The organism is uncultured Turicimonas sp. (genome assembly GCF_902477955.1).
Taxonomy (GTDB): Bacteria; Pseudomonadota; Gammaproteobacteria; order Burkholderiales; family Burkholderiaceae_F; genus Turicimonas.
The window spans coordinates 1-22,800 of record NZ_CABSJB010000040.1 but is presented as its reverse complement, the minus strand read 5'-3'; the positions used below and the strand labels follow the sequence as shown (position 1 = coordinate 22,800).

The 22,800-nt window shown below is 44.0% G+C and carries 17 protein-coding genes; 11 read left to right on the top strand and 6 right to left on the bottom strand.

What is annotated here, in order from left to right:
- The 4 genes from RDK53_RS10310 to RDK53_RS10295 form a co-directional block, all read left to right on the top strand.
- Positions 1 to 2,280, top strand: a 2,280-nt coding sequence (locus RDK53_RS10310) for an SbcC/MukB-like Walker B domain-containing protein (protein ID WP_308514608.1), incomplete at its 5' end; no start/stop codon positions are given.
- Positions 2,281 to 2,544: 264 nt separating this feature from the next.
- The gene (locus RDK53_RS10305) at positions 2,545 to 4,152 is read left to right on the top strand and encodes an FAD-binding protein (RefSeq protein ID WP_308514606.1); all 1,608 of its coding nucleotides are present in this window, start codon (positions 2,545 to 2,547) and stop codon (positions 4,150 to 4,152) included.
- A gap of 392 nt (positions 4,153 to 4,544) precedes the next feature.
- Positions 4,545 to 5,846 (top strand): OmpP1/FadL family transporter, encoded by a 1,302-nt coding sequence (locus tag RDK53_RS10300; RefSeq protein ID WP_308514604.1) that lies wholly within the window; start codon positions 4,545 to 4,547, stop codon positions 5,844 to 5,846.
- A gap of 94 nt (positions 5,847 to 5,940) precedes the next feature.
- The gene (locus RDK53_RS10295; RefSeq protein ID WP_308514602.1) at positions 5,941 to 6,858 is read left to right on the top strand and encodes an RNA ligase family protein; all 918 of its coding nucleotides are present in this window, start codon (positions 5,941 to 5,943) and stop codon (positions 6,856 to 6,858) included.
- A gap of 84 nt (positions 6,859 to 6,942) precedes the next feature.
- Here the strand turns inward: RDK53_RS10295 and RDK53_RS10290 are convergent, their stop codons facing one another.
- The gene (locus RDK53_RS10290; RefSeq protein WP_308514600.1) at positions 6,943 to 7,461 is read right to left on the bottom strand and encodes a Crp/Fnr family transcriptional regulator; all 519 of its coding nucleotides are present in this window, start codon (positions 7,459 to 7,461) and stop codon (positions 6,943 to 6,945) included.
- Positions 7,462 to 8,287: 826 nt separating this feature from the next.
- Between RDK53_RS10290 and RDK53_RS10285 the strand changes: the two genes are divergently transcribed.
- Positions 8,288 to 9,664 (top strand): DEAD/DEAH box helicase, encoded by a 1,377-nt coding sequence (locus RDK53_RS10285; protein WP_308514598.1) that lies wholly within the window; start codon positions 8,288 to 8,290, stop codon positions 9,662 to 9,664.
- Positions 9,665 to 9,668: 4 nt separating this feature from the next.
- Here RDK53_RS10285 and gluQRS read toward each other — a convergent pair whose 3' ends face one another.
- The 4 genes from gluQRS to yjgA all read right to left on the bottom strand — a co-directional run bounded on the left by gluQRS (position 9,669) and on the right by yjgA (position 13,583).
- Positions 9,669 to 10,535, bottom strand: coding sequence for a tRNA glutamyl-Q(34) synthetase GluQRS (gene gluQRS / locus RDK53_RS10280; RefSeq protein ID WP_308514595.1), 867 nt, complete (start codon positions 10,533 to 10,535; stop codon positions 9,669 to 9,671).
- Between the two features lie 37 nt (positions 10,536 to 10,572).
- A complete protein-coding gene (locus tag RDK53_RS10275; protein ID WP_308514593.1) occupies positions 10,573 to 11,724 on the bottom strand; it encodes a mechanosensitive ion channel domain-containing protein in 1,152 nt (383 codons plus the stop codon).
- Positions 11,725 to 11,785: 61 nt separating this feature from the next.
- Positions 11,786 to 13,039 carry a molybdopterin adenylyltransferase gene (mog, locus tag RDK53_RS10270; protein WP_308514591.1) on the bottom strand — a complete coding sequence of 418 codons (1,254 nt, stop codon included), beginning with the start codon at positions 13,037 to 13,039 and terminating at the stop codon, positions 11,786 to 11,788.
- The gene (gene yjgA / locus RDK53_RS10265; RefSeq protein ID WP_308514589.1) at positions 13,032 to 13,583 is read right to left on the bottom strand and encodes a ribosome biogenesis factor YjgA; all 552 of its coding nucleotides are present in this window, start codon (positions 13,581 to 13,583) and stop codon (positions 13,032 to 13,034) included. The genes mog and yjgA overlap by 8 nt, the downstream gene beginning before the upstream one ends.
- Before the next feature lie 94 nt (positions 13,584 to 13,677).
- Between yjgA and pmbA the strand changes: the two genes are divergently transcribed.
- Both pmbA and RDK53_RS10255 read left to right on the top strand, forming a co-directional pair.
- On the top strand, positions 13,678 to 15,030 hold the full coding sequence (gene pmbA / locus RDK53_RS10260; RefSeq protein WP_308514587.1) for a metalloprotease PmbA: 1,353 nt from the start codon (positions 13,678 to 13,680) through the stop codon (positions 15,028 to 15,030).
- Between the two features lie 77 nt (positions 15,031 to 15,107).
- A complete protein-coding gene (locus tag RDK53_RS10255) occupies positions 15,108 to 16,142 on the top strand; it encodes a branched-chain amino acid aminotransferase (protein ID WP_308514585.1) in 1,035 nt (344 codons plus the stop codon).
- 130 nt (positions 16,143 to 16,272) lie between these two features.
- Here the strand turns inward: RDK53_RS10255 and argH are convergent, their stop codons facing one another.
- Positions 16,273 to 17,703, bottom strand: a complete 1,431-nt coding sequence (argH, locus tag RDK53_RS10250; RefSeq protein WP_308514584.1) for an argininosuccinate lyase — start codon at positions 17,701 to 17,703, stop codon at positions 16,273 to 16,275.
- Positions 17,704 to 17,896: 193 nt separating this feature from the next.
- Between argH and RDK53_RS10245 the strand changes: the two genes are divergently transcribed.
- From RDK53_RS10245 to RDK53_RS10230, 4 genes are all read left to right on the top strand, one after another.
- Positions 17,897 to 20,017, top strand: a complete 2,121-nt coding sequence (locus RDK53_RS10245) for an ATP-binding protein (RefSeq protein WP_277041531.1) — start codon at positions 17,897 to 17,899, stop codon at positions 20,015 to 20,017.
- Positions 20,014 to 20,721, top strand: a complete 708-nt coding sequence (locus tag RDK53_RS10240; protein WP_277041529.1) for a response regulator transcription factor — start codon at positions 20,014 to 20,016, stop codon at positions 20,719 to 20,721. The genes RDK53_RS10245 and RDK53_RS10240 overlap by 4 nt, the downstream gene beginning before the upstream one ends.
- Before the next feature lie 103 nt (positions 20,722 to 20,824).
- Positions 20,825 to 22,348 carry a flavocytochrome c gene (locus tag RDK53_RS10235; RefSeq protein ID WP_277041527.1) on the top strand — a complete coding sequence of 508 codons (1,524 nt, stop codon included), beginning with the start codon at positions 20,825 to 20,827 and terminating at the stop codon, positions 22,346 to 22,348.
- A 10-nt stretch (positions 22,349 to 22,358) separates the two neighbouring features.
- The gene (locus tag RDK53_RS10230) at positions 22,359 to 22,760 is read left to right on the top strand and encodes a cytochrome c3 family protein (RefSeq protein ID WP_289639787.1); all 402 of its coding nucleotides are present in this window, start codon (positions 22,359 to 22,361) and stop codon (positions 22,758 to 22,760) included.
- The last annotated feature ends 40 nt before the right edge of the window (positions 22,761 to 22,800 follow it).

Here is a 22,800-nt window from a genome sequence, read left to right as displayed (position 1 = left end):
GCTGATGTAGCTAACGCAAAGAAAGAAATTGATCAAATAAAGAAAGCTATTGCTGAGAAAGAATCCCAAATCACGGACCAGCTTAAAGGGAGAGATTTAGACGAATACGAAGAAATTATTCGTGAACAAGAAAGCAAGAGCCGAAAGTTATCTGAAATAAAACCAATCTTGGCCGGTTGTTTCGAAGCTCAAGAAGCGACGAAAGCTAAGTCTGAAGAGATTCACACCACAGAAGGGCAGTTAAAGACTAATAGGGACTTGCTTGCACAACAGAAAGAACTTGTTGAGTCATTGGAATCTCAGAGACAGACTTTGGAGACTCTATCAGGAATTGAAGAACTCACGAAAAAAAGGGCCTTGCTAGTCGACGGGCAAGAGTGTCCTCTTTGTGGCTCCAAAGACCATCCTTTTGCCGAGGCTTTGCCTGAAGGTGTTCTAAATGCTAAAAAAGAAAGAAATAAGGTCGAAAAACAACTCAAAGAGGCTGAAAGCCGAGAAGAGGAGCTCTTGAAGAGAGTCTCGAGTTTGGAGGCTACGGTCGTCTCTACAAGAGCCGCATTGAATACAGAAGAAACCCGTTTACAAAAGTTCCGGAATGAACTCTGCGTACAAGCTAAAGGGCTCGGTTTTTCTTCGGAATGTGAGGTGCAGGTTTTGGAAAACCTTGTGATCTCCGCTGAACAAAAGGCATTAGAAGAAAAAGCACGATGCGAAAAAATAAAAAAGAGCGTCAGATCTTTTGAGAAGGAAAAGCAGACTCTTCAAGAGAAGCTTGCCAACGAAGAAACAAATATTCGAGGCAAAGAGTTTCAGGAAGTTAACCTCCAAAGAGATCTCAAACACCAACAAGAACAACAAAGACTCTTAAAGGAAAAGTCAGATAAAAACGGTCAAGACTGGACTGAGCTGATTAGTACTGCCACTCTTGAATTAAAAGACGGATTATCAAAAGCTTTTGGTAGTGAAACCTTTATAAAAGAGCTTAAACAGCTTCAAAAAGCGGGTAAGGATTTTGGTTTGAAGTCCGAAGAACTGCAGAAAGTCGTAAACGCTCTCGGTGTTCTTCAGATTGAGAAAAAAGCTCTCTTAGAACGGCATGACAACTGTCTTAAAGAATTGGAGGTCGCTGAAGTAAACCAAAAAGAAAAGCAAGCCGAGTTTGATAAAACAAAGGGCCAGAGAGAAGAGTTGTTCGGTACCAAAGATCCCGTAGTAGAAGAGAAAAGAGCAGCCGGCATACTAGAGGCCTTAGAGAAAAATTTGGCTGATGTCCAGGCCAAACAACGCAACATTGAAAAGGAGCTGATTCAAAAAAGAGCCGAGGCAACCGGACTGGAAAAATCCATCTCGGAAAATAACGAAAAATTAGTCCGGGAAGAAAGGAAGTGGAAAGAGGAGCTCGCGCACACCGGCTTTATGACGGAAGAAAAATGGAAAGAGAGCAAACTTTCTGATAAGGAACAGACGGATCGACAGCAAACTATTGATGCATACGGACAGAACCTCTTTGCAAAGAAAAATGAAATATCAAAATTACAAAAAGAAGTAAATGAGAAGACTCTGCAGAATAAAACGGAGTTGACTTTATGGGAGTTGGAAGAACAGAAAGCAAATAATGAAAAATCTATCGGCGAACGAAATAAAGAAATCGGCGGAGTAAGAGAAGAGCTTGATCGTGATGACAAGGTAAGAAATGAGTCAAAAGCTTTGCAAGCTGAAATTGAAAAGCAAAGAAAGGTTTTCGAAAAATGGGAACGGCTCAATAATTTGATTGGACAGAAAGACGGAGCCAAGTATCAGAAGTACGTTCAAAGTTTGACGCTCGAAACTTTGATTACCAAGACAAATAAGGTGTTGTCGCAATTATCGACACGGTATTTGCTGATTAAGAACCAAGCGGCTTCTCTGGATCTGGATGTGGTGGACAATGAAATGGATGAATTGGTCCGAGCCACTTCCAATCTTTCCGGTGGTGAAACTTTTATTGTTAGCCTAGCTCTGGCTCTGGGTTTATCGGAACTAACTAGCAATAAGATAAGAATTGACTCGCTCTTCTTAGATGAAGGTTTTGGGAGCCTTGATGAGGAAAGCTTGGATAAAGCATTGACGGCTCTTGGCAATTTAAATACTTTCAATAAAGAAAGCGGTCATCAAAAATTAATCGGTGTTATTTCTCACGTGGGCCAGATTCACGAAAGGATTCCGGTTCAAATTAACGTTACGCCCCAGCAGGGAGGTTCAAGTATTTTGAAAGGGCCCGGCGTTCAAAAGCTTGTATAACCGTTTCTGACCTCAATTGCACAAAGCGCAGGATAAACCTAAGCGCTTTGTGCATTTTTCTTTTGTTATATAAAAATTCAACAAAAAAACATCAAAAGGTTCCCATAGATAAGAAAGCAGTTGGTTACAATACAAAGATAACCGTTGCGCCGCTTTGGGTAACGGTAATTCGGCCGAAAAAGATTGAACCATTTGAGGTCAGCGACTGTCAGCAGTTCATTGAACATGGCCCAGGTCTTTTTCGGCTTTCCTAAGGAGTCGCTTATGTTGCGTAATCAAGTTAGTTCGAGAAGAACATTCCTCAAAACAGCCTCAGCCGCAGTTATCGCCGGCCCTGTTGGTTTGGCAACTGCAAAAGAAATTTCAAAAAATGACGAAATCAAATGGGACCGTGAGGCCGATGTTGTAGTCCTAGGATACGGTAATGCTGGTTCTAATGCCGCAATTGCAGCTGCAGATGCGGGTTCTTCCGTCATCATTCTGGAAAAAATGCCGGAAGGTGGCGGAAGCGTGTGTGTTTCTTCCGGCGGCTTCGTAGTGCCGACAAACAAAGACGACTACTACGCTTTTCAAAAAGCTTTGTACGAATTATCCAGATCTGAGTGGGATCCGGAAATCCTTCGTGTGTTCTGCGAGGAATCTCTCAAACTTGGCGACTATGTGAAGTCTTTGGATCCTCAAGTGACCTTAGCAATTTACGGTCACGCTGGTTACCAGAACCTTCCAGGTGCTGATTGCGTGAACAAGATTTCACCACGCAATGTTCCGGGCAAGAAAGGTGGAGAACGACTCTTCGGCATTTTCCAGCGAGCGGTAGAAAAGCGCAACATTCGTGTCCTTCTTAACACGCCGGCTCAACAACTTATTCGGTGCGGTAACGAAGTTGCCGGCGTCGTGGCTTTGGAGAACGGTAAACCGATTAATGTGAAAGCCCGAAAAGCTGTCGTTATTGCGACCGGAGGCTTCCAGTGCAATCCTGAGCTTATGCAGAGATATGTTTTCGGTAATCCAATGGGTTATCTGGGCGGACCGAGCCATACCGGCGACGGTTTACTTATGGCTCAATCCATGGGCGCTGATTTGTGGCATATGAATTCAGTATCGGCTCCGTTGGGTATTCAAGTTCCTGGCGTTAAAGCCGGTCTAGCGATGGTAACTAGACGTCCTGCTTTTATTTGGGTGGATCAAGACGGAAAACGTTTTGTTAATGAAAAGAAATTGGATTACCACTGCTCGTGGATGGCTGTTAACCAGTTTGATGCCATTAAACATCGTTATCCAAGAATTCCTTGCTACATGATTATGGATAAGACCTACCTCGAAGGAGCTCCGCTCATTAGCTCCGGAGGTTCAGGATATGCCATCAACAAAGAAGGTTATGTTTGGAGTAAGGACAACAAAAAAGAAATTGAATCCGGTGTCATCATTGAAGCTCCGACAATTGAAGAGTTAGCAAAGAAACTTGAAATTCCTAATCCGGCTACATTGGTTGACACGGTCAATAGATGGAACAATGACCTGAAGACCAAAGGAATAGATACTGAATACGGTCGTACTCCTACCGCCGATCCTAATCAAAAAGCGGTGTTTGTAGGAAGAGATGTTAAAGCCTGGTCAGCCCCAATCGAGGAAGGGCCTTTCTACGCTGTCAAACTGGTTCCGGTGATGTATCACACAATGGGCGGTCCGAGAAGAAGTGTGAAGGCCGAGTGCTTGAATCCATACGGAGAAAAGATTCCGCGTCTCTATGTAGCCGGTGAACTTGGCTCAACGTGGGGCTTAACATATCAGGGCGCTTGTGCCAACGCTGATGCCATGATTTTTGGCAGGATTGCCGGTAAGGAAGCTGCAGCCCTGACACCGTGGTCATAACTTAACTTCTCGAAGAGGTCTTTCGTGGGCCTCTTCTAACTCCTAATCTTTCATTCAAGGAGTTGTGTTCTATAACTCAAGAATTTCAAATTACTTCAATTCTTTCTGCGCCTGAGAGAGTCAGAGTGCAGCCAAGGACATCCAGGACAAAAGAATCAGAACAATTAATAGCTGTTGTCTAAATGGTTAGAAGAGACGAGAAGGCTGAAATCCTAGAAAATTTGCTTGCTATTTATTCACAAGCCATTGTCTGAATCAAAAAAGAAGAATAAGTTAAGGGGTGTAAATATTAGGGTTTCTCACTAGAAAAACGCATGTTTTGAACTCTTGTTTTTCTTCAAAATCCTACCCATTGAAAATTCCCCTATTTTTTGTTTTTAGTAAAGACTTAGATGAAAACTTCTAAAAAACTATTAGCTGGTTTAATGTTCAGCTCTTTGGCAGCAGTCAGCACATCTGCTATGGCCGCAGGCTTCCAACTTACTGAGCAGAGCGTTGTAAGTATGGGTCGTTCTCATGCCGGCGCCGGTATCGTTGGAGACGACGTTTCTGCAGTTTGGTATAACCCGGCTGGTATGACTTTGCTTCCGGGAACACAATTCCAGATTAGCTCCACTGTCGTTGACCTCGATATTGATTACAAAGGTTTTGACGGAACTACAGAAAATGGCCGTGACAAGCCCGCTCCTATTCCTGCCTTCTTTGTTTCACATCAACTCACAGACAACCTCTGGGCTGGTCTAGCTATCACTTCTCCTTACGGGATGAAGATTAGATACGGTAGCGACTGGACTGAAAGAGAGAGAGGTATCAGCGGTTCTATCATGACTGTAGATATCAATCCGAACATTGCTTGGAAGGCAACTGAGTGGTTCAGCATCGGCGCTGGTGTTTCTGCTATGTACACTCACTCCAAGATTAAGAATGGCCTTCCCATAGTTCCTGTGGGCAACAAAGGCTATGTAACGGGAGGGGAGTTTGAGTATAAAGGCAGTGACTGGATGTTTACCTATAACGCCGGCATCATGCTTTCTCCTCTTGAAACCTTGAGATTCGGTATTTCTTATCGTTCTGCAGCTCATGTTCATGCTAAAGGCGACTACACTGTTCGTGGTAACCTCGGACCAATCGGACTCTCCCAAACTAGTCACGGCTATGGTGACCTTACTACTCCAGAAACGGTAATGATCACTGGTACTTGGGAAACTACACCATGGTTGCGTCTTTCGGCTTTAGCCCGCTGGGCAAACTGGAAAAATTTCAAAGATATGCGTTTTTATACCAATGCAGATGGTGGAATTTATTCTATGTTGAACCCACAAATGTCTTATACCCTCTCCCATATGACATTGGAGAATAATTGGAAGAGCGTCTGGTTACTGAGTTTAGGTGCAGATATTAAAGTCAGCGATCAATGGACAATTCGCGGCGGTATCGCTTTAGAGACTGATCCTATTCACGATCAAACTAAGAGAACAGCTCTTATTCCAGATACCAAGAGACTTTGGTTGACCTGCGGCGTTTCCTGGGCTCCAACTAAGAACTGGCAGATCGATGCTGCTTACGGCCACATCCGCGGAATTGGTCACAGAAAACTGTATAGAGACCACCACAACGGTAGTTATACAGAAGTCGGAAAATTCGAAAAGATGAACGCTTGGATGGGCGGCTTGCAGGTCCAATACAAGTTCTAATTTAAGAACTGCTCAATTTGAAGTGTCAGGAAGTTTGCTCCTGGCACTTTTTTATTGGCGGTGCGAAAATCAAATTTTCTTCTTGAGAATTCTTATGGATATCTTTGAGCCTTGGCCGAGTATTGAACTATTGACTCCGTGCCTTTATACCGTGACTGAAAAACTCGACGGCTCAAATTTATGTCTCAGTATCACCGATGGGGAATTTAGAGCCTTCACAAGGCAAGGAAACAATGCATTTGATGCTATTCCTATTCTGAAGAAACATCAGGAGCTTTTTACGCCGGTTAGGAATGCATTCGAAAGAGAATTACAAAAATCTCCTCTGGACAGCGTTCTGCCGAATTTTGGAAAAAAAGTTGTTGGACTCAACATTTACGGCGAGTTCTTAAATTTTTTGAACATGAAGAGGATTAAGTACTGTCCTCCGAAAGCAGCGTTATTTAAGATTTTTGGTGCCAGCGTTGTATTCTCGGAAGGAGAGGGCAAAAGAAGTTCCTATCGATTGCTGTTTCCGGAAGTGGAAAAATTGCTTGAAGGCTTAGGCTTGAAAGATTCCTATTTAGTTCCTGTTCAAGAACGGCATGTGTCTATTTCTGAGATTTTTTCCAGAAGAGACTTTTGCATAAATAGTGCGTATGGGAATGCCCGGGTAGAAGGTTGGGTCTTTCATCCTGAGTCGCCAGGAGCCCGGACATATAAGCTGAAAACACCGGAATTTTTTGAGCGCTTAGCTTCTCAAAAAAAGAGAGAGACGAATGGGAAAACTTCTGAGCTGGCAGAACTTTATGATTCTTTTTTCACGGAGAGCAGGGCTTTTTCAGTTAAGTCTAAATTTGGCTCTATAACTGCGGCAAATTTGGGAGAAGCCGTGGGCGCTTTCCTTCGAGATGTCCGGGAAGAAGCCTCTAAAACAAATCCTGAGCTTGTTTATTTTTTCTATACAGACGAAGCCTTCAGGATTAATCAGAAGGCTTTTGTGCTGATGAATAGATTCAAAGAAGAGGCTTAAGAAGGTAAAAAAGCGCTGTCTAAATTGATTCTTTAGACAGCGGTCATTTCAACAGGAGTTTACAACTAACAACAAGACAGAAACTTATCTTTGCAGAACGTTACTTATCTGCTCTGCTGTGTGCATCAAATCATAGGTTTGAGAGTCATCAAAAGCGGCAAAGACATCTCCAATCTTATCGGTAATGACATACATGTCTTCCGGTGTCTTTTGAATCCAACCTAAATCTACAAGTTTTGCTAATTTACGGCGAACAGTTTCTCTTGGAATGCCAGTCACTTCGGAAATTGACAAAGCATTGCAGGCGAGAAGCTGAGGCTCTGGCGCATTTGGTGAGCGAGGCTGAAAGCCGCGTCTTTCGTCATAGAAGCGTTCAGTATTTCTAGATGCAATTTCACCTAAAACCAAGCAAAGTGTTAAATCACCGTCATAGGCTTGATACATAGCGCGAAGACGGCTCGTCATGAATCTAAGCATGAGGACAGAAAGAACTTCTCTGTGTGCAGCATAGGCTTGCGGAGAGACTCCATTTGGAATATGCATAGACGGCAATTCAGTCGGAAAAGCTGCTCTATCCTTAGGAGTGCGGCGCATTCTTAACATTTTTCCCTCCATTCGTTCCTTTTTTAGTAAAAAACTAGTGTTTTTACTATGGTAGCCATGATAACGGGAAATCCCGTAATGAGCAAATACTAACCCGTGTTATATATCACGCAAACACGGTATAAACTAAGACTTTATAGTAAGTTCTCTTTTGTAAACAAATAGTTACGAAGCTAAATAATTAGTCAAATTTTACAAATTATTACATTTTTGATTTACTTTTCACTTTCGTATGCGAACTATTTCTTTTTCTTTAAATCAATAAGATAAAGAAATTTTTTACTGAAAAGAAGTAAGAAGGTTTCTTGTTTTAATGATTGAAATGCAAGATTGTTAATAGTTTCCCCCGGGATTTTGAGATTCTATGAACTTTGGAAAAGGCAGAAAACGAAATATCTAATATTTTTAAAAACCACAATGGGCGTGGCTTGACAAGATTAGTTTTCCTGTGTAGAGAGAATAAAGAGCCTCTGCTGTCTTTTTACGAAGCGGTAATTGTTTTTGTAAAGTCATCTGGATTGCGGTTATCAAAGATATGTAGTTCCTGTCCGAATAAATTCTTAATCTTAAGAAGCGAAAAAATTTTCGGGTGGCAAATTCTTGATCGAAGATCTCATGCTCTCTTCTCCGTAGGGGGAAAATATTTGCTCCCTTGATTTCTATCTCATTTAACGAAAGTTGATAGGTGTCAGATCTAGACGTTAACCGGAGATATTCTTCTTTTACGAACTCTCTCAGCCTGAACTGATTGTTTTGAGGAGTAAGGCTAAAAATCTGTCTCCTAAAGTTTAAAATTCCCGAAACTATTGTGAAGGAATAAGAGTCAATGTCTGAGCAAACTGGATTTAAAGATTTCGGTTTAGATGAAAAGTTATTAAAAGCGGTTGAAAAAGTCGGCTACACAACACCGACACCTATTCAAATCAAGGCCATTCCGGTTGTCTTGGAAGGAAAAGATGTCATGGGGGCCGCTCAGACCGGAACAGGTAAAACCGCTAGCTTCGGACTCCCAATTCTTCAAAATTTGCTCAAATATGAAAATCCCAGCGTCTCTCCGGCACGCCATCCTGTACGAGCTCTTATATTGACGCCGACGAGAGAATTGGCACTGCAGGTTGCTGAAAACCTAGAACAATACGCTTCTGAAACGAAACTTCGAGTTGCTTGCGTGTACGGCGGTGTAGATATTAAACCGCAATCCATAGAGTTAAGAAAAGGCATTGAAGTATTGATTGCCACCCCGGGACGCTTGCTTGACCATTTGGAACAAAGAAATACTTCTCTAAAGAATGTTGAAATAGTGATTCTCGATGAAGCGGATCGCATGCTGGACATGGGCTTTCTCCCGGATATCACAAAAATTCTGAAGGAGCTTCCTCCGAAACGTCAGGGGTTGATGTTCTCTGCAACGTTCTCTCCTGAGATCAAAAAACTTGGACAGAGTTTCTTAAATGAACCGGTCATGATTGAAGTTGCCAGACAAAACACGACGGCTTCAACTATCACCCAGGAACTTTATGAGGTTCCTGATGGTAAGAAAACAGATTCTCTCGTCGAAATTCTCACGACAAAAGGAGTCGATGATCAAGGAAATACTCTGCAAGCAATTATCTTTGTTAATTCCAAACTAATGGCCGGTCGCCTTTCAAGGCAGCTGAACAGATACGGTTTCTTGGCAGATGCCATTCATGGAGATAAATCTCAGGAAGAAAGAACTAAGACCTTGGGAGCATTTAAAGACGGCACTATCAATTATTTAGTTGCTACGGATGTGGCTGCACGCGGCCTTGATATTCCGGATATGCCGTTGGTTATCAATTTTGATATTCCTTTCATGGCCGAAGATTATGTTCACCGAATCGGCAGAACCGGCCGTGCCGGTGCTAAAGGATTGGCGATCAGCTTGATGACCTCTGAAGATGAAAACAACGTTGAGGCTATCGAGAAGTTAACCAAAAAGAAATTCAATCGAATCGACTTATCTCCGAAGAGGGTCAAATTCGATTTTGTAAATCCTAATAAGAAGTACACCTATCAGAAAGTAAAACAGGACGTTGACCCGTTCTTTTTGAATCCTTATGTCCCGTCTAAGACAGTTTCTCAAAAGCCTGTCGCTAAAACGGTCGCTATTGTTGAATCAATTCACGAACACAAACCGAAACTAGTCGCAGCTCTTCTGGGAGGAACGGGGAGAAGAGGTTAGCGGTTTATTCCGCGAAATACGGGCTCTTTCTCCAAAGGTCAATTGCCTTGGAGAAAAAGCCTTCGCAGCTGTCAAAAGAAAATCTCTCGAAACCAAGGTGTGTCCAGGCCTTGTCGATTTCTGCGTCAATATTTTCTAAATCAAGTCCGGTTGCGCCGTTTTGCTTAGAAAGTTTTTGTCCGTTCTCGCCGAGTACGAGCGGAATATGCATATACGAAGGGGTGCGATATTTCAGAGCTTTCTGCAGTTCGATTTGCCGCGGCGTATTGTCGAGCAAGTCTGCACCCCGGACGATATGAGTAATTCCTTGTTGATGGTCATCTACGACGACTGCCAATTGATAAGCCCAAAATCCGTCAGCTCTTTTTAAAACGAAATCTCCGACTTCCTGCTCTATATTTTGTCGGTACTCACCGAAGTGACGATCTCTAAAGAATCTGTCCTCGGAAGGAACTTTAAAGCGCCAAGCCCTGATCCCTTCGGTCAGATGTTTGTCTCGGCAGATTCCGGGATAGATGTTCGCCGGTTTTCCTCTGGCGTTTTGATATTCAGCAATTTGTTTACGAGAACAGCTACAGCCGTAAACAAATTTATTAGTAATTAGGTAATCTAAGGCTTCTTTGTACAGATGATGACGATCTGACTGATAAACGATAGGCTCGTCAGACGAAAGTCCTAGAACTCTTAATGTTTCAAGAATCTTTGGGGTTGCCCAAGCCGGTTCACGCGGAGGATCTAAGTCTTCGATGCGAACAAGCCAACTTCCGTTATGCGCTTTGGCATCAAGATAGCTGGCAATAGCACAGACAAGACTTCCTAAATGCAGTTCTCCGGTCGGAGAGGGTGCAAATCTTCCAATATAGGTGGCCAAATTATCCTCAGTCAGCTTACGGGCAGTTCAAAAGATCTTACTCTTCTTCACCGCCGCCTGAGCTTTCCTGTTTCTTTGGCTTCTGGGGACTGTCGAACATGCTTTGAGGAAGCCCGACCACAGCTGCATCTCTTTGCTGATTAGCTCCTAAAGTTAAACTCGGATGAGAGATGATTTGAGGAGCTTGCGTCGGATGAGGAGTTGCACTATCCGTATTCGGGTCTGTCAGATGGGGCGGAGGACTGGAATGAGTCGCCTTAGCGGAAACCGACGGTGCGTTGTTGCTCGTTGCCGGTGTAACGCTGACAGCATAGCTTGGACCCGGCATAATAATGCCGTTGGCTACGCAGGCATCATTGATTGCATTTAGAAAAGCAGCTTCCAAGCGGTAAGGTTCCATCAGTTCAATTGGATCAACCCAAACGACAAGTTCAACGTTAATGCCGAAATTTCCGAAGCCGGTGATACCGCATTCAACCTCGTGGTATTGGTCGGGCTTGATGCAGAAGGGGACTTGAATGGCCGCATTCTCAATAATTTCTTTGACTTTTCTAAAGTCAATTCCGTAGGCAACGCTGAAGGGAAAAATCTTTCGGACGCCCCGAGGATTCAGCGTGTAGTTGGTAAAAGGTTTGTCAATCAGGTTCGCATTCGGAACGATGATATCTTCACCAATCGGCGTAACGATTCGTGTAGCACGAATCGTAATCATGTTGACTTTGCCGATATGGCCGGATGGGGTGCAGATAACGTCCCCGACGCTCACAGCTTTTTCCGTGATAAGAATCAAACCGGCGATAGAGTTGTTGACGATGGTCTGTAAGCCAAAGCCGATACCGACGGAAAGAGCGGAAACTAAAATAGCTAAGTGGGTAACCGGAAGACCGATGGCGGCAAAGCCGAACATCAAACCTGCGCACAGAATTGCCCAGTGAACGAACTTGGCAAACATCTGCAGGGATTCCATGCGGACTTGACTTCCGCGGTGTTTGCCGATGCGCGTAATACTGGCTTCCGCAGCCTTCCCTAAAAAATAGGTGACTATAAAAATAATCACGAATTCAATCAGATCGAAGCTGTTGATGGGAACGCCGCCAACCGTAAATAAGTTTATCTTCAGCGGCTCAAACAAAGGACTTAAGCTGCTGAAGGTATGCTCAAGAAGGTTGAGATCTGAATTTGCTGACATAGAAAGCCCTCAATCAATATAAGGCAAGACTACAAGAAATCTTGCCTTACTAAGTTCTCTTCTACCTCAGAACGGTCGCCAAGAAATCAGCTAAATCTCCAATCTCGTCGAGATCTATTGAGTGCTGCAGGCCTGGATAGCCATGGGCTGAAAGTTTGTCAGCACCGAGTTTCCGTAGGTAACTAACGGAGATTTGGGTAAAGGCGGGGGGCACGACAGAATCTTCTTCTCCATAACCGATGAAGATTGGCGATTTGATAGCGCTCCCCACGTGCTCAACTTCTTCTTTATCAATTAACGGGAGGTATCCGCTCAATCCGAAGAAGCCTCCGATCGGCTTATCAAGCTGAACAGCTGCGTAAAGAGTCATGCAGCAGCCTTGAGAAAATCCGCCTAAGAAAATCCGGTCTCTTGGAATGCCTTTAGATTCTTCTTCAGAAATTAATCTGCGGATGAGTTGGAATGTTTTTTTGATTCCCTCTGCGTCTTCTCTGTCTCTGCTTTCGAGACTGTAAAGATCGAACCAGCCCCGCATCTCATATCCGTTGTTCATTGAGATTGGAATATACGGAGCATTAGGTAAGACCATTCTTGTGTTTTCTAGAGGAGCGCCGCTTGCAATCAGCTCTTCTCTGAAATGGCCGAAATCGCTTCCGTCGGCTCCCAAGCCATGAAGCATAATGATGGCGGAGTCGGCTTTTCCTTCAGGTTCAAGAATCAGAGAATCTATGATTTCAGGACGCTTGGCAGATTTCGGACGGAAGGCTTTAACGTATGTGGCATCCGTTTCAATAGTCGGACCGCCGATTAATTCTATGCAGTAAGGAACGGCAGCAAATACGCCGTTAACGCCTTTAGCAGGCAGACCCTCTAAAGTCTCTGCAATGGCCTTAGGCTGACCCGGAAGATTAATGATGAGAGCAGCGTGGTCTTCGGTTTCTCTTAATGCACCTACTTGACGGGACAGAATAGCGGTCGGAACAAAAACGGAAGAAATTCTTCTCATTTGTTCTCCGAATCCGGGCATCTCTCTGGTAGCGATTTCTAAAGTCGCATCAGGAGTGACATCTCTGCGTGCCGGTCCCGTTCCGCCGGTGGTAAGAACTAAGTCGCATTTTTTCTCATCAATCAGTTCTTTCAAAACGGTTTTAATCGTTTCTTTATCATCCGGAATAAGTCTTTCTTCGACTTCAAACGGATTCAGGATGACTTTGTTGAGCCAGTCTTTAAGGGAAGGAATTCCCAAATCTTTATAAGTGCCTTGAGAAGCACGATCAGAAACGGAAACTAAGCCGATTCGGGTATTTTTATTCATCTGTATCTTCCTCATCTTCTTTGACTTCAAGGATCAACGGCGGCAGCACCATGTTATGAATGAGTCTGTAAAGTTCTCTGGATGCTTTGGGAGGTTTGTTGTTTTGAGCCTCTTTTCTGGCGTTGCGGATGAGCTGGCGAACTAACTGGACATCTACTTCCGGGAAGTCAGCGATAAATTTTGTCAATGCTTCGTCTTGTGCAATGAGAGCATCTCTAAGTCTTTCGGATTTATGAAGAGCTGCCACGGCTGCTTTGTCATTACCTTTAGCACGGTCGATAGCTAATCTGACTTGATTGCCGTCTAAAGATCTCATGTATTTGCCGATGAGCTGCAGCTGACGTCTTTTAGCGCCGAAGCTTCTCATTTTGTGAAACTCTTGAAGCTCGGCGAGAATTACGTCCGGAAGAGGAATTTTGGCTAAGGTTTCGGGTCCTAATTCCGTAAGCTCTTTCCCAAGATCCTGCAAATATTCTGCTTGTCTTTTTAATTCGCTTTTGCTTCGTCCGGAGTACTCTTCGTTGTCGTCTGTATAGTCTGTCATTTTTTACTTAATAATTGGTAAGGATCTCCTTGTTAGGAGTATCTTTAAAGATTCCATTATCATAGTCTCCTCGACGGTTGTAACGGCAGATTAAATGAAAAAAAGCCCCACATTAAGTAGTAAAGACTTTCTTGAAAACCAAGTCCGATACGCCTTGGACTATGCGCTCTCAAAAGGAGCCACTTCAGCGGCTGCTGAAGTGCAGGATCAAAACGGACTCAACATTAACGTCCGTAATTTGGATGTAGAAACTCTCGAACATACAAGAGACAGAAGTTTTGCCATCACTGTCTATATCAATCAGAGAAGAGGCAGTGCCTCAACCGGTGACTTGACCCGCGAAAGCATTGAGCAGACGGTAAGAGCGGCGGTCGATATCGCAAACTACACCTCTGAAGATCCTTGTGCAGGGCTACCGGAAAAAGATCTTCTATGTACTAAGTTTGAAGACCTTTCTCTATGGCATCCGTGGGAGATTTCCTCTGAAGAGGCGATCGAAATCTGCAAGGCTGCGGAAAAGGCGGCTTTAGAAGGAGATTCTCGAATTGTGAATTCGGAAGGATCTAACCTAAGCACCAGCGTGGGAAGATTTGTTCTGGGCAATACTTTAGGGTTCTGCAGCGGCTTTGATTACAGCAACCACTCGTTGGATACCTCAGTCATTGCTGAAGACGACAGCGGAATGCAAGTGGGGTTCTGGTATGACATGGGAGTAAGCCCTTCTCAGCTTGCTTCTCCGGAAAGCATCGGTAGAGAAGCCGCAAAAAGGGCTGCAGCCATGCTGTCGGCAAAGAATTTATCTACAAGAGAATGCTCCGTTATTTTTGACCCTTATACGGCAAAAAGCTTGATCAGACTCTACATCTCTGCGGTCTCGGGCTCTCAGCTTTACCGCAATCTCTCTTTCCTGACAAATTCTCTGGGAACTCAGGTATTTCCGGAATTCTTATCAATGAAAGAAGATCCGTTTGTCCAAGAGGGCTATGGCTCTGCTCCTTTCGATGATGAAGGTGTCCGACCTTCCAAGAGATTTTTCGTTGAAAACGGAGTGGTCAAGGGATATTTTCTTTCAACTTATTCCGCAAGAAAGCTTGGCATGAAGACTACGGGAAATGCCGGAGGGCCTTACAACATCTCTCTTCACACCGATCCAGAGCATGAAGAAAAGACGCTTAAAAAGTTGATGGAAAGAATGGGAACGGGACTTCTCGTAACCTCCTTAATCGGACAGGGAGTTAATTTGACTACCGGCGATTATTCCCGCGGAGCTAAAGGCTTCTGGGTTGAAAACGGTAAAATAGCTTATCCGGTTGACGGAATCACCGTCGCCGGAAATTTGAGAAATATGTTTTTGAATGTCGAAGCAATCGGTCAGGATATCCTTGCTTCCGACAACTATCGTACCGGTTCAGTTTTGATCAAAAATCTAAAAATTGCTGGTAACTAAGGATCGAGAAAAGGTCCACAAGACCGTGTCAAAGATTATTATTTGCTTATAACTTTTATATCACCAAGGAATCAAAAATGCAGAAAAAAAATATTGACTGGGCCAATTTGAGCTTCGGTTACCAGCCGACTGATTTTAGATTTGAAGCAAGATGGAAAGACGGTAAATGGGATGAAGGAAAACTTACCGACAATCCAAATATTGAATTGTCAGAAGCTGCTTGCGTTCTTCACTATGCACAGTGCTGTTTCGAAGGCTTGAAAGCCTATGAAACGGAAAAGGGCGAAATCGTGACTTTCCGCCCGGAAGAAAACGGCAAACGTATGTTCAACACGGCAAAGCGTTTGGAAATGCCGAGCTTCCCTGTTGAGAAGTTTGTTAAGGCCGTAGAAGATGTAGTTCGCGCCAATGCAGCATGGGTTCCTCCGCATGGAACAGGCGCTACTCTTTATATCCGCCCGGTAATGATTGGTTCCGGTCCGCAGATCGGTGTAGCTCCCGCACATGAATTCATCTTAAGAATCTTTGTGATGCCTGTCGGCTCTTATTTCAAAGGCGCCGTCAAGCCGATTAAGCTCAAAGTTGCTGAGTATGACCGTGCAGCTCCTCATGGAACAGGCAACATCAAGGCCGGCTTGAACTATGCTATGAGCTTGTATCCGACAATGGAAGCTCATAGAGAAGGCTATGCAGAAAACGTTTACTTGGATCCGGCAACTCGCACATTCGTTGAAGAAACCGGCGGCACAAACATCATGTTTGTAGACAAAGAAGGAACTATCGTAATTCCATCTTCTCCGTCTATTCTTCCGTCTATCACTCGTCGTTCTTTGGTTGAAGTCGCAAGAGATATCTTAGGCTACAAGGTGGAAGAACGTCCGGTTAGATTTGACGAAATCAAAGATATGCAGGAAATGGCCGTTATCGGTACAGCCGCTGTTTTGGCCCCTGTCGGAATGGTCCACTCTAAGGACGGCGATATTTACCTGCCGACCGGAATGGATAAGATTGGTCCTGTCAGCGCCAAGCTTCGCGAAACCTTGACCGGCATCCAGATGGGCGACATTGAAGATGTTAAGGGCTGGGTTCACAAGATTGACTTGAATAAGTAAGATTAACTGACTCGTTAAAGAAAGAGGAGGCTGCGGCTTCCTCATTTTGTATGAAAACCATCTTCTATCAAGACCAATAAAAAAGCTGAAGATCGAGAAGACCTTCAGCTTTTTAACTAAGGAAAGATGCTTATTCTCTTTCAGCTAAGATTTTCTTCCAGCGTTCAACTTGATAAGCAACTTGGTGCGGTGCAGTGCCGCCAACGTGATCGCGAGCCTTCAAAGAACCTTCGAGAGTCAAACTAGCATAGACGTCTTCATCAATGAGAGGATTGAACTGTTTGAGTTCGTCCAAAGAAAGTTCGTGAAGTTGGCAATTCTTTTCAGAAGCCAAGCGAACGGCGCAGCCGACGGCTTCGTGAGCATCTCTGAAGGGCAGGCCTTTTCTGACAAGATAGTCGGCAAAGTCAGTTGCAGTGGCAAAGCCTTCCTGTAAAGCCGCTCTCATTTTTTCTTTTCTTACCTGGATTCCCGGAACCATTTCTGCAAAAGCTCTGAGAGTGTCTTTGACGGTATCGATCGTGTCAAAGAGAGGTTCCTTATCTTCTTGGTTGTCTTTGTTGTAGGCAAGAGGCTGACCTTTCATCAGCATTAAGAGGCCCATCAAATGGCCGACAACACGGCCGACTTTGCCTCTGGCAGCTTCGGGAACGTCCGGGTTCTTCTTCTGCGGCATGATGGAGGAGCCGGTAGTGAATCTGTCCGGAAGGCTGATGAAGCCGAAACCGGAGGACATCCAGTAAACGAGCTCTTCAGACAAACGGGAGATATGAACCATTGTCAAAGAAGAGCAGCTGCAGAATTCAACGGCAAAGTCTCTGTCGCTGACGGAGTCTAAGGAGTTTTGTGTAACGGAATCCATGCCGAGCTGGGCGGCGGTGAATTCGCGGTCGATTGGGTATGTTGTACCTGCTAAAGCAGCGGCACCTAACGGAGAGATGTTGACGCGTTTATAGCAGTCTAAGAAACGTTGTCTGTCTCTTTCGAACATTTCAACATATGCAAGCATATGATGGCCGAAAGAAACCGGCTGAGCAATCTGCATGTGAGTAAAGCCCGGCATCAAAGTGTCGACGTTCTTCTCAGCAATGGTGAGAAGGCTGTGCTGAAGGTGCTCGATTAAAGAAACGATTTCTTTAATTTGGTCTCTTAAATAAATGCGGATGTCTAAGGCAACTTGATCGTTTCTGCTGCGGCCTGTATGGAGGCGCTTTCCAGCATCACCGATAAGGGATGTCAAACGAGCCTCGATATTCAGGTGAACGTCTTCGAGCTCCAGCTTCCATTTAAAGGTACCGTGCTTGATTTCTTCAGAAATCTGTTTCATTCCGCGTTCAATGTCAGCCAAATCTTTCTGTGAAATGATTTTGCTTTTAGCGAGCATTCTTGCATGAGCTAATGAACCGGCGATATCAGCTTCTGCCAATCTCTTGTCGAAACCAACGCTGGCAGTGTAACGAAGAACAAATTCAGCCATCGGTTCGGAGAAACGTCCGCTCCACGCTTCTTTTTTAGAAGCGAGAGGGTCAGCATGAACTTTTAAGTGCTTATCAGAAGACATTTTTACTAAGATGTGTTTTTAAAAACAGTACATTATAAAGAGTTAGCAGGCTGATTTTTAAGTGGGAAGCAATTTCCTACAACTTGAAACGAGACCATTTTGGAGAGGAAGAGGAGATCCTCTCTAGGACAATTTCCAATATCTTTTACTTCGGAAGCCGTATACCTTTAACAAGGTATGGATGAAGAAAGAGATGAAATTTAGAACTTATTTGATGGCTGTCCTGCTTGTCTCAGTGACAATACCGTGCTTTGTCATGTCCGGACTTCAGTACAAGATGGCAAGCGAAGATATCGCTAAAGAGGAAAGAGTCCAGCAACAGTTGTCCGAAAGTACGGGAAAAGAGCTGTTGTCTCGGATTCAAATTGCGCAGCATCTTCTTCTGACTGCTTCCGAGTTCGTAAAAATTGAAGGCTTAAAAGATTCCGAGCGCATCAATAAATTTCTTGAAAGCTTGCGGGAAAACTTTCCCGACTTCTTAAACATCCATATAGATAATGCTTCCGGCTTTTCCGTTTCATTTTCTCCGGAGAGAAATCCACACGGAGAAAGTAATATCGGCGTAGATCACACAGGAAGGGACCATTGGTTCAACCGAACGACAGAAAACAGAGTTCAAGTTTCGGGTCTTGTTAACGCTCAGGGAGCTGCAACAGGCAACATTATCAATCTTTCAACGCCCATTACTCAGTATGAAAGAATTATTGGTTATGCGGTTGCTGCTGTAAATCTAAAAAAGCTGGCCGAGCAGGTTCTTCCTCAATCTTCTCCAGAAAGATACGGAATTGCGATTGCGGATGGATCAGGCAAAATTATTTTTTCTACCTCTAAGCATTTTCCGATTCCTGAAATATTTCCTCCAGCAGCAATTGAGAGAGTAAAGGAGGACGGGACTGCCTGGGTGTCTTTGAATTTTGGAAAAGACAAAGAAGAGTTTTTCAGAAGTTATTTATCGTCCGTACCAGAGGCAGGGTGGATAGTTGCAGTTTTGAGCTCTCAAAAGGAGAGAGAGGAACTTATCTGGAAAATTGCTTTATCAAATGGTTTGGCATGGCTTTCGATTCTTCTTTTGACGATAATCGCTTCCATTTTTGTAAGTTCACCTTTAGTCAATTCCATCAGCAAACTTTCTTCGCAAATAGCGGCCGGCCGTTCTCGTCCTTTGAAGGGTGAGGTCGTGACAATTCCAAAAGAGCTACGTATGCTTCAGCATAAGTTCTCATCGGTCTCTTCACAGCTCAACCATGCAAATACAGAGCTTTTTGAACTTAACTCCAAACTTCAGGATGAAGTAGAAAAACAGGTTAAGAAGGTCACTGAAAGGGAAGGAGTCATGACTGCGGTATTTACCGGGCTTTCGGAGGGCCTGGTTTTACTCGATGAAAACGATGTTCTCCGATTTGCCAACGAGGCCTCCGTGAATATTTTCGGCAATGAATTAGCCGGGAAGTCTTTGGATATGCTGTTTGAGGAAAAGACGGTTCAAAAGCTTAAAGTTGGGGGAACGTTGCCGGTCATCTGTCCTTTGGAAAACAGCAAAGTCCTGTCATTACGCCTTTTTTCCTTAGTAGACTCAGAATACTTAAAGAAGGCTCTCTTTATCCGTGACGTTACCTCAGAGGAACAGCTCAACAAATTAAAAGAAGATTTAATTGGAGTCGTGGCTCATGAACTTAAATCTCCTCTTTCTGCAATTCGGCTGGAAGCAGAGGAGATTCGGCGAATGTCGGGGTTGGATGAGGTAAAAGAAAAGGCGGAAGAACTCCTGCACGATAGCGACAGTATGAAAAAACTTATTGAGAGCTGGCTTGACGTATCTCGAATGGAAGCAGGCGCCTATCGAATCCGCAAGGAGCTTTGCATGTTGACGCCCTTGGTAAAGAAAGCTCTCAGAATTACACGGGCAAACGGTGATTTTGATTTTAATGTGGACATTCATGAAGACGCCAAAATTATTTGGGTGGATCGCGATGCTTTCGTGCAGATTTTGACAAACCTTATTTCTAATGCCGTGCGATATGGGTATCCGGAGAGAAAGCCTGTAATATCGCTTGAAGCATATAAAGAAGATAACAATCTTATTTTAACTTTCAGGGACAATGGGGTAGGAATAGAGCCATCGAAAATTAATAAGGTATTTGAGAAGTTTTATCAGGTTGAAATGAACTCAAAACGTAAATCCGGTGGGACCGGGCTAGGTCTCGTCATCGTGAAAGGACTAATTGAACTTCATCAGGGAAGCATTAAGATCCAAAGTGAAGTAGGGAGGGGTACCACTTTTATCATTACTCTTCCTTTTCCGGAGGCCTCATGAAAATCCATCCATTGATTTTAGTTATCGATGACGAAAGCAAAATTAGACGTTTTGTCTGTCAATCTCTGGAAAGAGAAGGTTTCGATGTAGCTTCTGCGGGGGATGGAGAGGAAGCTCTTAAAGTTTACGAAGCTCTTTCAGAAAAGCCCGACTTAGTTATTGTGGATTACATGATGCCTGCAATGGATGGTCTGGAATTCTTAGAAGAGTTTAGAAAGTCAGCTTCTACCCCTGTTATCTTTCTTTCAGCTCGCTCGGAGACCTCCGTTAAAACAAAAGCATTGGAAGCCGGTGCCGATGACTACGTGATAAAGCCATTTTCAGTGGAAGAATTAACAGCTCGAGTTAAAGCGGTTCTTAGAAGGGTGAGTCCTCAGACAGATTCGATAGGGAGCCAGGAACTCATCAATGGCCCCTTAAAGATGAACATCGGCAAGAGGAAGTTTTATTTCGATGATAAGGAGATAAATCTTCCCGACATTGAATTCAGGTTAATGGCTGTTTTGATGAAAAAGCCGGGAATTGTATTTACCCATGAGGATCTACTTCGACAAGTGTGGGGTGCTGAGTTCATTGGCGAAACCAATTATTTGAGAGTTTCCTTTGCGAGGATAAGAAAAAAACTCCGTGTAGCAGGGTTGGAAGAGCCTTTGATTTCTTCTTATTCTGGAATCGGCTATTACATGGAAGATTATTCGGAGTAGCTTTGTAGCACTTTTGTAATCTTTTTGATTTTTCTTTAATGGTGGTGTTTTGATTTTTCCTTAAGATTTGCTTAACCCTTCTAAGTAATCCAAGGAGAACCACATGACACAGATTAAGTCATCTAGAAGAAATTTTCTTAAGGCATCTGCCTCTTTGATGGCTGTTGCCGCACCCTTTTCTGCTTATGCCTCAGAGAAACCGAAATATGATGAAGAAGTTGACGTAATTGTCGTAGGTTCCGGAGTTTCCGGAACTATTGCCGCGATTGCCGCTGCTGAAAAAGGTTCTAAAGTTTTGCTTATTGATAAGATGAGCCGTTTGGGCGGAACATCCCGAATCAGCGGTCTGAATTTTGCTTGTGTAGGGTCCCCTCTTCAAAAACAAAAAGGTGTTCAAGATACACCGGAAAAACTCGCTTCCGACATGTACAAAGTTTCCGGCAACATGGGAGACTATGAAAAAGCTTTGGAAATGGCCAAAAATACTGGCAGAGCCGAAAAATTCATGACGGAAAGAGGCGTTAAATGGGACGGCCGTCTCCTTAAACTCGGCGGTCATAGTGAGCCTAGAGTCCTAGTATCCGTTGGAGATGGCGCCGGATTGCTGAATGCTTTATGGACTCACATGAAGACTCTTAAGAACCTGGAGACAAGACTTCATACAAAAGCCGATGAAATAATTCTTGATAAAGATGGAAAAGTTGAAGGCTTAGAAGTTAGACAGGATTACTATTTCGATACTCCCGAAACCGACGACCTTCAGAACAAGACAGGTACTAAGAAGTCAATTAGAGCAAAGCAGGGCGTTATCTTCGCCACCGGGGGATACTCTCGCGATAAAGCCTTCCGTTCCATTGAAGTGCCGTTCTTAGCGGGCGTTGCAACAACAACCAACCCGGGTGCGACCTCCGGTGCTCTCAAGACAATGGTAAGAGCAGGTGCTCAACCGATGCATTTGTCGCTGTTTAGATTTGCTTACCCGCTGCCAACCGAAGACATGATTTGGGGCGTTATCGTGGATCCTGCAACAGGGAAACGTTTCATGAGTGAGGGCGCAACTCGTAATGCATTGGCTCAAACCGTTCTCTTAAGAAGAATGCAAAACGGAGATAAGAAGCCGTTCATCATTTATGACGAAAAATCCTTGGCTAAGTTCCATAACCTTAACCGAGTTCAGAGGAGCTTGAACGGTCTTAACGGTATTGACGGAACAATGACGAAGTTTAATTCCGTGGAAGAGGCCGCCAAAGCTTTTGGAGCTGACCCGGCAATTGTAAAGAACACCGTAGATGCTTATAACCAAGCAATCAAAGAAGGCAAGGACCCGGAATTCAATAAACCTCTCGAAAGATCCGGACGTAAGGTCGAATCGCTTGATTTCTCTGCTGGAGTTTATGCAATGCCTGTAAATCCTCGTCTTAACTACACTCCGGGCGGGATTAGAACAGATTTGAAAGCCCGTGCTCTTTCAATGGAAACAGGAAAACCGATTGAAGGACTGTTTGTAGTCGGAGAAGCTTCCGGAGGCCTGCATGGACAGGAAAGAATGACCGGATGCTCTATGCCGGAATGTGCCGTATTTGGTTTGATTGCAGGCGAAACCGTTGCTGACAGACCGAAACAATAAGGAGAAAGAAATGAAAAAAATACTTTTAGCTGCTGCCGTTCTTATGAGTTTCGGAGTGACATCAGTCTCAGCGCAGATGCCGAGCATGAGCAAACACAGTGCTCGCGGAGTGCAATGCACAGTATGTCATCAAGGCACAGAATTCAAGCCAGTTCCGACATCTCAATGTGTTACCTGTCACAACCAGGATGCTTTGGCAAGTAAAACAGATCGACTTAACTTCATTTCCAAGATGAAGAATCCGAAGACCGGAGAAGTAAAAGAGCACAAGGCTTTAATTAATCCTCACAACAGTTATCATTTCGGCAAGACCGAAGACTGTTCTGATTGCCATAGAGAGCACCGGGCTTCTGTTAATGACTGCGGAACTTGCCATGATGTAAAAGCATGGGGAATGAAGGATCCTAAATAAGAGGATTTTGAAAGTCTTAAGTTAAGACTTTCAAAATCCA

Bases quoted from the DNA above. Each gene is read 5' to 3' on its own strand.
- RDK53_RS10305 (WP_308514606.1), top strand. From the start codon at position 2,545: ATGTTGCGTAATCAAGTTAGTTCGAGAAGAACATTCCTCAAAACAGCC.
- RDK53_RS10300 (WP_308514604.1), top strand. From the start codon at position 4,545: ATGAAAACTTCTAAAAAACTATTAGCTGGTTTAATGTTCAGCTCTTTG.
- RDK53_RS10295 (WP_308514602.1), top strand. From the start codon at position 5,941: ATGGATATCTTTGAGCCTTGGCCGAGTATTGAACTATTGACTCCGTGC.
- RDK53_RS10290 (WP_308514600.1), bottom strand. From the start codon at position 7,461: ATGTTAAGAATGCGCCGCACTCCTAAGGATAGAGCAGCTTTTCCGACT.
- RDK53_RS10285 (WP_308514598.1), top strand. From the start codon at position 8,288: ATGTCTGAGCAAACTGGATTTAAAGATTTCGGTTTAGATGAAAAGTTA.
- RDK53_RS10275 (WP_308514593.1), bottom strand. From the start codon at position 11,724: ATGTCAGCAAATTCAGATCTCAACCTTCTTGAGCATACCTTCAGCAGC.
- mog (WP_308514591.1), bottom strand. From the start codon at position 13,039: ATGAATAAAAATACCCGAATCGGCTTAGTTTCCGTTTCTGATCGTGCT.
- yjgA (WP_308514589.1), bottom strand. From the start codon at position 13,583: ATGACAGACTATACAGACGACAACGAAGAGTACTCCGGACGAAGCAAA.
- pmbA (WP_308514587.1), top strand. From the start codon at position 13,678: ATGAAAAAAAGCCCCACATTAAGTAGTAAAGACTTTCTTGAAAACCAA.
- RDK53_RS10255 (WP_308514585.1), top strand. From the start codon at position 15,108: ATGCAGAAAAAAAATATTGACTGGGCCAATTTGAGCTTCGGTTACCAG.
- argH (WP_308514584.1), bottom strand. From the start codon at position 17,703: ATGTCTTCTGATAAGCACTTAAAAGTTCATGCTGACCCTCTCGCTTCT.
- RDK53_RS10245 (WP_277041531.1), top strand. From the start codon at position 17,897: ATGAAATTTAGAACTTATTTGATGGCTGTCCTGCTTGTCTCAGTGACA.
- RDK53_RS10240 (WP_277041529.1), top strand. From the start codon at position 20,014: ATGAAAATCCATCCATTGATTTTAGTTATCGATGACGAAAGCAAAATT.
- RDK53_RS10235 (WP_277041527.1), top strand. From the start codon at position 20,825: ATGACACAGATTAAGTCATCTAGAAGAAATTTTCTTAAGGCATCTGCC.
- RDK53_RS10230 (WP_289639787.1), top strand. From the start codon at position 22,359: ATGAAAAAAATACTTTTAGCTGCTGCCGTTCTTATGAGTTTCGGAGTG.